Here is an 11,594-nt window from a genome sequence, read left to right on the forward strand (position 1 = left end):
ATAATTGAAACTGTGATACGAAACCACAGACGGGAGGTCAGTCGATGAAAAAAAGGTTGGGAATCGCCGTCATGGTCCTGTTCCTCGCCCTGTCCGCGGCGCTTGCGGCATGCGGTTCGAACAAAAATGAAAACGCAACCAACGGAAACGGCGTCAGCAATTCGCCTGGCGCGTCGGAAAGCGGCAATACCGGCGGCGAGACGTCCGGGACGGAGCCGCAGGCGGACGCCGAGCCGTTCACCGTTTCGCTCCGGCATATTCAAATCGGCGAAGCGCAAAAATTCCGGAAAGCGATTCTGGACGACGTGGTGAAGCAAACGGAGGCGGAAGTCCCCGGCCTGAAGTTCGAGCTCGACGGCGTCGAGGACCAGGTCAACCGCTTCACGAAGCTGCCGGCCGAGATGGCCGCGGGCAATCCGCCGAAAATCTTCGACCTGTTCGGCGGCGCGGGCGACGCGTTGAAGTACGCCAAAGCCGGCAGGCTGCTCGACGTGACGCCGATCATCGAAGAGCTGGGCATCGCCGACAAGTTCCTCAACCTGAGCCAGTTTACGCTGGACGGCAAAGTATACGGCCTGCCGATCGGCGGAAGCACGGAAGGATTTTTCTACAGCATCCCGCTGTTCGAGCAGTACAACATCAAGGTGCCGACGACATGGGAGGAGCTGGAGGCGGCCGCGGAAACACTCAAACAGAACGGGATCACCCCGTTCGCCATGGGGTCGAAAGGCGCGTGGGTGCCGCTCATGATGGTCAACACGCTGATCGGCCGCTACGCCGGCCCCGAGGCGATCGACGGTTTCCCCGCCGGCACGCACGCGTGGAATTCGCCGGAAGTGACGGCCGCGTTCGCGAAATATGAAGAATGGGTCAAAAAAGGGTACTTCACCAAAGGCGAGCTCGGCCTCGAGTACGCCGACATGCTGAACCAGTTTGTGACGGGCAAGGCGGGCATGATGTTCGACGGCAGCTGGCGTTCGTCCGTGTTCAAGGATCCGGAGCAGGCGGGCGAGCTCACCGGCAAGGTCGGATTTTTCCCGATGCCTCCCGTGCCCGGCGGCAAAGGCGATCAAACGTTCGTCAACGGGAACTACAGCAACGGCTACGGGTTCTCCGCCGATTTGAACGAACGCGAGCTGGCCGCCGTGAAGGCGTTCATCAAAAACATGTACAGCGAAGAAATGCAGCTCAGGGGACTGCTGGAAGACGGCGTGCTGCCGTCGATGAAGCTGTCCGATGACGCGATCGGCAAAGTGGAGGACCCGCTTGTCAAGCAGATCATGGAAACGATGCGGCAAGCCGGCGGCGCGTTCTCGCACTTCGACTCCACCGTCTCATCGGACGTTTACAAGGAGTCCGAGGCGCAAATCCAGAAGCTGATTGCCGGCCAGGCGACCGCCGCGCAGGTGACGGAAGCGTTGCAGGAAGTCCAGCAGGAGGCCAACGCGAAGTCGTAAGTGCCGCAAGAGAGCCGGGTCCGAGTCCGGAAGCCTTGTGGCGGCGCCGCCCCGCCTGGCGCGGGCGGCGCCGTCTGTTCATGGAGGTGGAGCCGTTTGAAACATCCGATGCGCAATCCATGGATCTATACGCTGTTCATCGCCCCGACGCTGCTCTTGTACGGTCTGTTTTTCCTCTGGCCGATGCTGTCGTCTTCCTTTTACGCGTTCACCGACTGGAACGGCCTGGAAAGCTATCGCTTTGTCGGTTGGTCCAATTTCGCCGACGCCTTCGGCGACCCGGACTTTCGCCGCGCGATCGTGAACAACCTCATTTTCATCGGGTTTTCGGTGTTCGTGCAAATTCCGCTCATCGTGCTGTTCGCCCTGCTGATCGCGTCCGTCAAGCGGCTCAGGGGCTTCTACAAGACGACCGTGTTTGTGCCTTCCATCGTGTCCACGTCCGTCATCGGCATTCTGTGGGGGTTCATCTACGAACCGGAGGTCGGGCCGCTCAACCGGCTGCTCGCGCTGTTCGGCGCGGGTCCGATCTATTGGCTGGCGGAATCGAAATGGGCGCTGCCGGCCGTGCTGATCACGAACGCCTGGCAGTGGATGGGCTTCTACATCGTGCTGGTGCTGGCCGCCATTCTGGCCATTCCGCGGGAGATTCACGAGGCGGCGGTCGTGGACGGCGCCAGCGGCTGGCAACGGGCGCTTAACATTACGGTTCCGCTCATTCTGCCGATCATCTCCGTCGTGGTGATGCTGTCGATCGCCGGCGGGATGCGCGTCGTCGACATCGTGCTGGTCATGACGAAGGGAGGACCGGTCGGCGCGACGGAAGTGATGGCGTCGTACATGGTGAACGAAGCGATGGGCGTCGACCCGAACTACGGGTTCGGCACGGCGATTGCCCTCATCATTTTCGCCTTCGCGCTCGTCCTGACGTCGATTTACCAGTTCACGTTCGGCCGGCGGATGCAAGGAGGCGAGTTCTGATGCTGCTCAAGCGGGCCGTGCCGCATGCGGTGCTGCTGGCGTATGTCGCCGTCGTCCTTTTTCCGTTCGTGTTCGTCGTGTTTTCCTCGCTGAAAGGAAGCAACGTGGAAATCGCGGAGAGTCCGTTCGGGATTCCGAAAACGTGGCACGTGGAGAATTACGCGGAAGCCTGGGTCAAGGCCAAAATCGGCGTCTATTTCTTCAACAGCGTCTATTTGTCGTTCACGTCCGCGCTCGCTTCCACCCTGCTGGCCGCGGCCACGGCGTTCGCGATCGTCCGGATGCGGTTCCCGCGCGCCGGCAAATGGATCTATCAAACGGTGCTCATCGGCATGTTCATCCCGGGCAACGTGCTGTTCATCGCGCAATATTTGCTGGTCATGAAGCTGGGCGTGCTGAACACCCACTGGGCGCTGTTTCTCCCTTACACGGCGGGCGCGCTGCCGCTCGGCGTGCTGCTCCTTGCGGCGTTCATGAAGTCGCTGCCGCGCGAACTGGAGGAGGCGGCGATCATGGACGGATTGAGTTCGGCGGGACTTTTTGCCAAAATAGTTTTACCGCTTACATTGCCGGCTTTGGTCACCGTCTTCATCGTGAATTTTCTGGGCGCGTGGAACGAGTATTTGCTGGCGAACTTTTTCATCAGCAAGGACGCGCTGCGGACGCTGCCGACCGGGATGGTCGGGTTTCGCGACGCCTTCCAGACGAACTACGCGCTGATCTGTACCGGTATCGTGTTCAGCGTGGCGCCGGTGCTCGCGCTGTACGCGTTTTTGCAGGAGAAAATCATCGAAGGGTTGACCGTCGGCAGCGTCAAGGGGTAATCGGTCCGAAGGAGTCCGGGTGCGATGTCGCTGAGGTTCAAGCTGTTCGGCGCGTTTCTGGTTCTGATCATCGTTCCGCTCGTCGTGCTGGCCGTCGCGCTCTACACGCTGGTGACCGGTCTGATCGAGGAGAAGCATTCCCGCCAGACGGAACTGACGCTGCGCGCGCTGAGCCAGTCGGTCGGCTTCATTTTCAGGGAAATGAACCAGGTGACCGACAGCACGATCGCCAGCGACGCCATCCAGGATGTACTGAACGATGCATACGGCGGAGATGTGGAGGACATCGATTACCTCAACCTGAACGAGGTGCAGCAGAAGTTCCGGGAGCTGCTCGTCTATCACCCATCGGTCAGTTACGCCCTGATGTACGCGCTGGACGACGGACGGATTTACCGCATTTTCACGAAAGAGCGGTTTCAGGCCATGCCGTACGCGCAGTTCATCGAGACGCGGCTGCATAAGCAAGTGCTGGAGCGGGACGGCCTGCCGCTGTGGGTAGGCCCCTATGAATATCCGGAACTGACCGGTTCGGAGCCGGTATTTACGCAAATCCGCGTCGTGAAAGACATCGACACGCTGCAAGACAAGGGCATTTTGCTGGTTCAGATCAAAAATTCGGGCCTGGAATCGGTGTTCCGGTATTTCCGTTACCGGCAAAACCAGACCGCCACCCGGTTTTTCATCGTGAACGGCGGCGGATTGGTGCTGTACGACAGCGGCGGCGCCCTGAACGGAAAACGGCTGTCCGAGCTGGCGGAACGACCGCTTTTGTCTGGTGAGGCGTACCGAAGCGCGCGCAGCCGGTTTGACGGACAGGACAGCGTCATCTCCAGCATCGGCTCAGGGATCGAAGACTGGCGCCTGGTGTCCGTCACCTCCTGGCACGCCCTGTCCAGCGAAGTGCTGCAGTACTCCCGCTGGGTCGCGGCCATCCTGCTCCTCTGCCTCGCGTCGGCGCTGCTGTTCATCCGGCTGTTCGCCAACCGGGTCGCGCGGGCGATCGTGCAAACCGTGCACGTCATGGGCCGGGTGGAACGGGGCGATTTGACCGCCCGGCTGCCGCTGCAGGGCAACGACGAGACGTCGCTCCTGGCCCGCGGGTTCAACCGGCTGGTCAGCCGCCTCGCGGAATTGCTCGAGGAAGTGAAGCGGCAGCAGGAACGCAAGACGCGCGCCGAGCTGCAGGCGCTGCAGGCGCAGATCAAGCCGCATTTCCTGTTCAACGCGCTGGAGTCGATCAACGCGCTGGCCGTGCAGAACGAAGGGCAGAAGGTCAGCCGGATGGTGACGCGGCTCGGCAGCATGCTGCGCATCAGCATTCTGCAGCGGGAAGAAATTACGGTGGCGCAGGAACTGGACCACTTGCTCAGTTATCTGGAGATTCAGAAATACCGTTTCGACGATCTGTTTCAATTCGACATCGACGTGCCGCCCGCGATCATGAACTGCCTCATGCCCAAGCTGACGCTGCAGCCGCTGGTCGAAAACTGCATCCAGCATGGCTTCGAGGGCATCGGGTACATGGGCCACATCCGCGTCACCGCGCGCGAAGAAGGGGAACGGATCGCGTTCTGCGTCGAGGACAACGGCATCGGCATCCCGCCGGAACGGCTGGCGGCGATCGAAGCCGTCCCCGACGCGTCCGCCGGGCACGGCGACGCGCCGGAGACGGGAGAGCGGCGCGGGCTCGGCGTCCGCAACGTGGCGGACCGCATCCGCATTCGCTACGGCGGCCGCTATGGCCTGTTCGTCTGCAGCGAGCCGAGGCGGGGCACCGTGATCAAAATCGTCATTCCGAAGATGGCGGGAGGGGTTGCCCGTGAGGCTGAAGGCGATGCTCGTTGACGACGAAAAGCCGATTCTGCAAAACTTGCACGCGGTGCTGCCGTGGGCGGATCTGGACATCGAAGTCGTCGGGCTGGCGCGAAACGGCGTGCAGGCGCTCGACATCGCGAGGCGGCACCGTCCGGACCTCATTCTGTGCGACATCCGCATGCCGGTCATGGACGGGATCGAGTTTTTGCGGCAGCTGCGCGAGACGGACGGGGAAGCGGAAGTGGTGATGCTCACCGGGTATCAGGATTTCAACTATGCCCGCTCGGTCATTCCGTACGGGGTGCGCGATTATGTGCTGAAGCCGATCCGCTACGACGAACTGACCGCGCTCATCGAACGGCTGGCGGGCGCGATCCGCGAACGAAGGCAGGCCCGGGACAGCGAGCAGTCGCGGCTGGATCAGGCGATGCGCCTGGCGTACGAGAAAATGCTGCACGATCTGCTGACGGATCACGCCTCCGCTCCGCCGCCGCGCTGGATCGACGGGGAGGAGCCGGAGCGGTGGCGTTTTGTCATGATGCTCGCCGACATTGACGACTACGCGCAGCGGTGCCGCGTCGTCCGGGAGCGCGAGCGGAAGATGTGGCTGGTCGAGGCGCGCGACGCGCTGCGGGACGCGCTTGCGGCGGAGGGGCTCAGGCACGCCGTGCTGCCGATGCGTGAAGGCGAGTGGTGCGTGCTGATCGGGCGCTGCAGCGCAGGGGACGAGGAGGCAGAGCCGGGAGAGACTGCGGGGCAGCGGGATGCCGAACCGCTTGAGCCGGCGGGGCGGCGCACGGACGGGCTGCGCGAGCGCGCCGGGCGGTGGGCGGCGCTGCTGCAGGAAGCGGTGTGGACCCATGCGGGCCTGCCCGTCACGGTCGGCATCCACCCGGCGGAAATTGCGATCCATGAACTGTCCCGGGTGTTCCGCTCGCTGCAGCGCACGGTGCATCTGGCCGCGGACCGGAACCGCTCGGTGCTCTGGAACGGCGAAACGGCGGGCGAGGAGGCGAACCGGGAGGACCTGTGGGGGCCGGTCGGACAACTGGTCGCCGCGCTGAAGCGGGTGGAGCGCGTTCGCGTCGAAGAGGCGCTGCGCCTGCTGACGGCGCGCCTTGCGGCGGAGTCGGGGCGGTCGCTGGCCCGGGCCGAGAAGGCGGCCCATTTCATCGCGCTCTATTTGCTGCGCGAAATGCGGGCGCTGGGCGCGCTGACCGCCGAACAGGAGGACGAAATCTGGCGTCTCGTGGAGCTGGCCGACCGGGTGAGCGACATGTTCGCGGCCGTGCGGCGCATCGTGGAGCTGAGCCTGGAAACGTCGGAACGCCAAAAGACCGGCGACCGGCTCATGCACATCGCGAAGGATTACATCGACCGGAACCTGTCCCGGGATCTCGGCGTCGACGAAGTGGCCGGGCACCTCGGCATCAGCGCCAGCTATTTCAGCCTGCTGTTCAAACAGCATTTCGGCGCCACATTCCTGGAGTACGTGACGGCGGAACGGGTGGAGCTGGCCAAGTCGCTGCTGCTCCTCACGGATCGAAGCATTTCGGACATCGGCCGTTCGGTCGGTTACGCCGAGCGGAGATATTTCAACAAGGTGTTCCACAAGGTGACCGGCGAACTGCCGTCGGCATGGCGGGAACGGCGAAAAAAGCATGACCGGAAGGAGAGCGGGACGAATTGAGCAAAGCGGGAGCGTGGAGGGGAACAGGTGAAGGCGTGAACCTGGCCGGCTGGAGCCTGCGCGACAAAATCGGGCAGATGGTGATGGCCGGCTTCGACGGCAAGGCGCCGACGGACGAAATTCGGGCGCTGATCCGCGAACGCAAGCTCGGCGGGGTGATCTATTTCCGACGGAACGCGGGCAGCGTCGCCGAAGTCGCTCGGCTGTCGGCCGCGCTGCGCGAACTCGCTGCGGAGGCGACGAAGGTGCCGCTGTGGATCGCCGTCGACCAGGAAGGCGGCATGGTGGCGCGCCTCGACCAGGGCGTGACGGTCATGCCGGGCCACATGGCGCTCGGCGCGACGCGCTCGGCGAAGTGGGCGCGCGAGACGGCCTATGCGTCCGGCGCGCAGCTCATGCGGCTGGGCGTCAACCTGAACTTCGCGCCCTGCCTGGACGTCAACAACAACCCGGCCAATCCGGTCATCGGCGTGCGCTCGTTCGGCGAGCGTCCGGAACTGGCGGCCGAACTGGGCATTGCGGCCATCCGGGGATACCGGGAGGCGGGGGTGGTCGCCTGCGCGAAGCATTTTCCGGGTCACGGCGACACCGTGGCCGATTCGCACCGGGAGCTGCCGACCGTGCCGCACGACCGGAAGCGCCTGGAAGAAGTGGAGCTGCTGCCGTTCCGGCTGGCGGCCGCCGCCGGCGCGGACGCGATCATGACCGCGCACGTGCGGTTTCCGGCGTTGGAACCGGACGGTCTTCCGGCGACGTTGTCGCCGCGCATTCTGCGCGGCCTGCTGCGGGACGAATGGGGATACGACGGCGTGGTGTTTACGGACTGTCTGGAAATGAAGGCGATCGCAGGTACGGTGGGCGTCGCCCGCGGGGCGGTGATGGCGGTGAAGGCCGGCGCGGACGTCGTGCTGGTCAGCCATACGCCGGCGCTGCAAAAAGCCGCGCTCGACGCGCTCTACGAGGCGGTCGAAGCCGGCGAAATCGCCGAAGCGCGAATCGACGAGTCGGTGCGGCGCATTGCGGGGCTGAAGGCCAGACAGTCGGCGGCGGTCCCGGTCGGTCCCGTTCCGGCCGCTCGCTCCGATGCCGGGACCGGGCCGGATGATTTCGATTTCGGCGGTGAAGCGGCGGCGCTCGCGCGGGAAGTTTGCCGGCGCAGCGTGACGCTCGTGCGGAACGAGCGCGGCGCGCTGCCGCTTCGGCGGGATGTGCCGACGTTCGTCGTCTGGCCCGAGGTGCGGCAGGGAACGGAAGTGGACGAAGCGTTGGCCCGGGAGCTGACGTTGGGCCGGGCGCTCGCGCCGTATCTCAGCCGGGTGAAGGAGTTCAGGATCGGCACCGTTCCCGGCGAAGACGAGGTTCGGGAGACGCTGGCGGAGATCGACAGGGCGCTGGAGGATATTCGCGAACGCGCCGCGGTCCGCGGAGAGCCGGGAAGCGATCGGACACTCCTGCAGGTGGTGGTCGGGACGTACAACGCCGCCTTCGCGGCGGGACAAACCGAACTGGTGAACCATCTGCTGGCCTGCGAAGGGGTGCGGGTGACGGCGGCGGCGCTCCGCAACCCGTACGATTTCCTCGCGTTTCCGGAGGTTCACGCCTACGCGGCCTGTTACGAGAACACCCCCTGCATGATGGAGGCGCTGGCCGAAGTGCTGGCCGGGGAGACGGAGGCCCGGGGCCGCCTGCCGGTCACCCTGTCGGAGCGATATCCGTTTGGGCACGGCATTTCGGGATTTCGGAAAGAACGAGACGGTGAAGAGACTTGAAAGGATTGTGGATCAGGAACGCCAATGTCTATTTGCCCGATCGGGTGTTGACGGGCGGTTCGGTGTATGCGGCCGGCGGGCGGATCGCGCGCATATGCGGTCCGGAGGACGGTTCACCGGCGAAGCCGGACGACGCCGATGAAGTGTGGGACGCCGAAGGACTCTCGATCGTACCCGGATTCGTCGACGTCCACGTGCACGGCGGCGGCGGGGCCGACGTGATGGACGCGGCGGACGATGACGAGGCCATCGGGCGGATCGCGCGGTTTCACGCGTTGCACGGGACGACGTCTTTCCTGGCCACCACGATGACAGCGCCCAGAAACGAGCTCGAACGTGCGGTGGTCGGCGTTGTACGCGCGATGGAGAGGGGCGTCGCCGCCGGCGGTGCGGAGGTGCTCGGCCTTCATCTGGAAGGGCCGTTCCTCAACCCCCGGCGGTGCGGCGCGCAAAACCCGGCGCTCATCCGTCCGTTTGACCGGGATGAAATGGAGGATTTGCTGGCGCGCGGGCGGGGAGCGGTGCGCCTGGTGACGCTGGCGCCGGAGTGCGGCGACGCGCTGCGCCGGATCGGCGCTCTGCGCGACCGCGGCGTCACGGTCTCCATCGGCCATTCCGAAGCCGACTCGGAGACCGTGCGGCGGGCGATCGAGGCGGGGGCGTCGCACGTCACCCACCTGTTCAACGCCATGAACCCGCTGCACCATCGCGAGCCGGGCATCGTCGGCGCCGCGCTGCTCCGCGACGAACTGACGGTGGAGCTGATCTGCGACGGGTTTCATGTCCATCCGGATGTGGTCAAGCTTGTGTTCGCGGTCAAACGCCGCGATAAGATCGCGCTGGTGACGGACGCGATCGCGGCGGCCGGCATGCCGGACGGCGACGGCTACCGGTTGGGCGGGCTGCCCGTGGCGGTGAAAGAGGGCAAGGCGGTGCTCCGGGACAGCGGAAATTTGGCCGGCAGCTGCCTGACGATGGACCGGGCGCTGAAGCAGGCGGTCGCGTTCACCGGCCTGCCGCTGGCCGAAGTGCTTCCCGCGCTGACAATCAATCCCGCCAGGCAAATCGGCGCGGACGACTGCAAAGGATCGATCGAAGTCGGCAAAGACGCCGATCTGGTGGCGCTTGGACCGGATTTGACGGTGGTCCGCACGTATGTCAAAGGAGTGCGTGTTGATGGCTGACGAAGCGGAATCCGTGTTTGTCGGCATCGACGTCGGCGGGACGAACACGGGGGCCGGCATGGTGGATGCGGAGGGGCGTCTGCTTGCCACGGTCAAAAAACGGACGGAAACTTCCGACGGCGACGCGCTGGTGCGGCAACTCGCGGAGATGGTGCGCGAGCTGCTCACGATCCGTTCGGCGAAAGCGGCTTTTCCGTCTTCGCCGGAGACGGGCGCGCTTCGCGCGGTCGGTGTCGGCATCCCCGGTTTTCTGGACGCGCGGCGGGGCGTGGTCCGGCACGCGGCCAATCTTCCCCTGCGGGACTTTCCGCTCGCGGATCGGCTGGGCGCGCTGTTGGGCGCTCCCGTGATCCTGGACAACGACGTGCGGATGTACGCTTACGGTGAAGCCGCGGTCGGAGCGGCGGCGGGATACGACGACGCGCTCGTCGTCACCGTGGGCACCGGACTGGCCGCCGCCGTCGTGCACCGCGGCCGCCTGCTGACAGGCGGCGATCTGGCCGGGGAAATCGGCCATGTCAAAGTGGACGGCAACGAATACGCGTGCGGCTGCGGGATGAGCGGCTGCCTCGAGACGCTGGTTTCGGCGGGCGGGATCGTGCGGCAGGCGAAAGAGCTGATGCGATGGAAGCCCAGCGTGCTCGGCGAGTGGTTTCCCGAGCGGCCCAAAGCCGGGCGGCTCCAAGCGGAGCGATCCATGACGGCGGAGGACGTGGCCAGAGCGGCGGACCTGGGGGATGCGGTGGCTGCCGAAGTGTTCGAGCAGACCGGACGGGCGCTCGGGAGCACGCTCGCCGCCTGCGCCGCGCTGCTCGGCACGGACGTCATGGTGATCGGGGGCGGCGTGTCGCGCGCCGGCGAACGGCTGCTTTCCCCGGTGCGGCGGGCGCTGTCGGAGCGGCTTCATCCGCTGCATTCCGAAAGGTTGAAGGTGACCGCGGCCCGATGGACGGACGAAGCGGGCGTGATCGGCAGCGCTCTCGCGGCCAAGGAAAGGGGTGGACATACGGTTTGAAGCTCAACATCTTTGCAAATCCGAATCTATTGCACGAGGCGGCGGCACAAACGATCGTCAGGCTTCTGCGGCAAAAACCGGACGCGGTCCTTGGTCTGGCCACCGGCGGAACGCCCGTCGGCATCTACGAAGCGCTGACGGCGGCGGTTCGGCGGAGGGAGGTCAGTTTCGCGCGGGTTGCATCGTTCAATCTCGACGAGTACGTCGGATTGCCGCCGGATCATCCGGCATCGTACCGTTACTACATGGATCAGCATCTGTTCCGCCACATCGATATTCCGCCGGAGCGAACGCACATCCCGGACGGCTGCGCGGCGGACCTGGAACGCGAATGCGAACGGTATGATCGGCTGCTCCAGGCCGCCGGCCGGATCGACCTCATGCTGCTCGGACTCGGCCACAACGGGCATATCGGTTTTAATGAACCGGGACGGGCGCTGCACAGCAAAACGCACGTGGCCATCCTGCATCCGCAAACGCGGGAGGCCAACGCCCGTTTCTTCCGTACGCCGGAAGAGGTGCCGACAAGGGCCATCACCATGGGATTGGGCAGCATTTTCAGCGCCAGGACCATCCTGCTTGTCGTGAAAGGAAACGACAAGGCGGACATCGTTCACCGGGCGCTGACCGGACCGATCACGACGGAATGCCCGGCTTCCTTGTTGCAGCTTCATCCCCGTCTGGTGGTGATGCTGGATGAAGGCGCGGCAGCGCGAATCAAGTGTCAAACGACACAAAACGCCTTCCATGAACCAGTTGATTCCACGAATGGGTTATGGTAGAAATAAATTATTCCACCGCGAAAGGATGACTTGATGCCCATGGTTCACTGATCCTATCCGCAAGAAAATCGAGC

General features: G+C 64.6%; 9 protein-coding genes. All 9 read left to right on the top strand.

All coding sequences use genetic code 11. The features are described from left to right. Window positions 1–44: 44 nt before the first annotated feature. Complete coding sequence (locus THECO_RS07905; RefSeq protein ID WP_015254507.1) at window positions 45–1,457, top strand: extracellular solute-binding protein; 1,413 nt, start codon at window positions 45–47, stop codon at window positions 1,455–1,457. A 96-nt stretch (window positions 1,458–1,553) separates the two neighbouring features. Continuing rightward, window positions 1,554–2,438: a carbohydrate ABC transporter permease gene (locus THECO_RS07910; protein WP_015254508.1), complete on the top strand. Its 885-nt coding sequence runs from the start codon at window positions 1,554–1,556 to the stop codon at window positions 2,436–2,438. Next, window positions 2,438–3,262 (top strand): carbohydrate ABC transporter permease, encoded by an 825-nt coding sequence (locus THECO_RS07915; RefSeq protein ID WP_015254509.1) that lies wholly within the window; start codon window positions 2,438–2,440, stop codon window positions 3,260–3,262. Before THECO_RS07910 ends, THECO_RS07915 begins: the two co-directional genes overlap by 1 nt. Window positions 3,263–3,286: 24 nt before the next feature. After that, window positions 3,287–5,110, top strand: a complete 1,824-nt coding sequence (locus THECO_RS07920; RefSeq protein WP_015254510.1) for a cache domain-containing sensor histidine kinase — start codon at window positions 3,287–3,289, stop codon at window positions 5,108–5,110. Beyond that, complete coding sequence (locus THECO_RS07925) at window positions 5,085–6,770, top strand: response regulator (protein ID WP_015254511.1); 1,686 nt, start codon at window positions 5,085–5,087, stop codon at window positions 6,768–6,770. Before THECO_RS07920 ends, THECO_RS07925 begins: the two co-directional genes overlap by 26 nt. Further along, complete coding sequence (nagZ, locus tag THECO_RS07930; protein WP_015254512.1) at window positions 6,767–8,539, top strand: beta-N-acetylhexosaminidase; 1,773 nt, start codon at window positions 6,767–6,769, stop codon at window positions 8,537–8,539. Before THECO_RS07925 ends, nagZ begins: the two co-directional genes overlap by 4 nt. A gap of 5 nt (window positions 8,540–8,544) precedes the next feature. Beyond that, window positions 8,545–9,723: an N-acetylglucosamine-6-phosphate deacetylase gene (nagA, locus tag THECO_RS07935; protein WP_052835864.1), complete on the top strand. Its 1,179-nt coding sequence runs from the start codon at window positions 8,545–8,547 to the stop codon at window positions 9,721–9,723. After that, window positions 9,716–10,738: an ROK family protein gene (locus tag THECO_RS07940; protein ID WP_015254514.1), complete on the top strand. Its 1,023-nt coding sequence runs from the start codon at window positions 9,716–9,718 to the stop codon at window positions 10,736–10,738. Before nagA ends, THECO_RS07940 begins: the two co-directional genes overlap by 8 nt. Continuing rightward, window positions 10,735–11,520, top strand: coding sequence for a glucosamine-6-phosphate deaminase (nagB, locus tag THECO_RS07945; protein ID WP_015254515.1), 786 nt, complete (start codon window positions 10,735–10,737; stop codon window positions 11,518–11,520). Before THECO_RS07940 ends, nagB begins: the two co-directional genes overlap by 4 nt. Window positions 11,521–11,594: the final 74 nt, after the last annotated feature.

This window comes from Thermobacillus composti KWC4, assembly GCF_000227705.2.
GTDB classification, from domain to species: Bacteria; Bacillota; Bacilli; order Paenibacillales; family Paenibacillaceae; genus Thermobacillus; species Thermobacillus xylanilyticus.

What these genes read in the sequence shown, in the direction of transcription:
- THECO_RS07905 (WP_015254507.1), top strand. Translation starts at nt 45, where the DNA reads ATGAAAAAAAGGTTGGGAATCGCCGTCATGGTCCTGTTCCTCGCCCTG.
- THECO_RS07915 (WP_015254509.1), top strand. Translation starts at nt 2,438, where the DNA reads ATGCTGCTCAAGCGGGCCGTGCCGCATGCGGTGCTGCTGGCGTATGTC.
- THECO_RS07920 (WP_015254510.1), top strand. Translation starts at nt 3,287, where the DNA reads ATGTCGCTGAGGTTCAAGCTGTTCGGCGCGTTTCTGGTTCTGATCATC.
- THECO_RS07940 (WP_015254514.1), top strand. Translation starts at nt 9,716, where the DNA reads ATGGCTGACGAAGCGGAATCCGTGTTTGTCGGCATCGACGTCGGCGGG.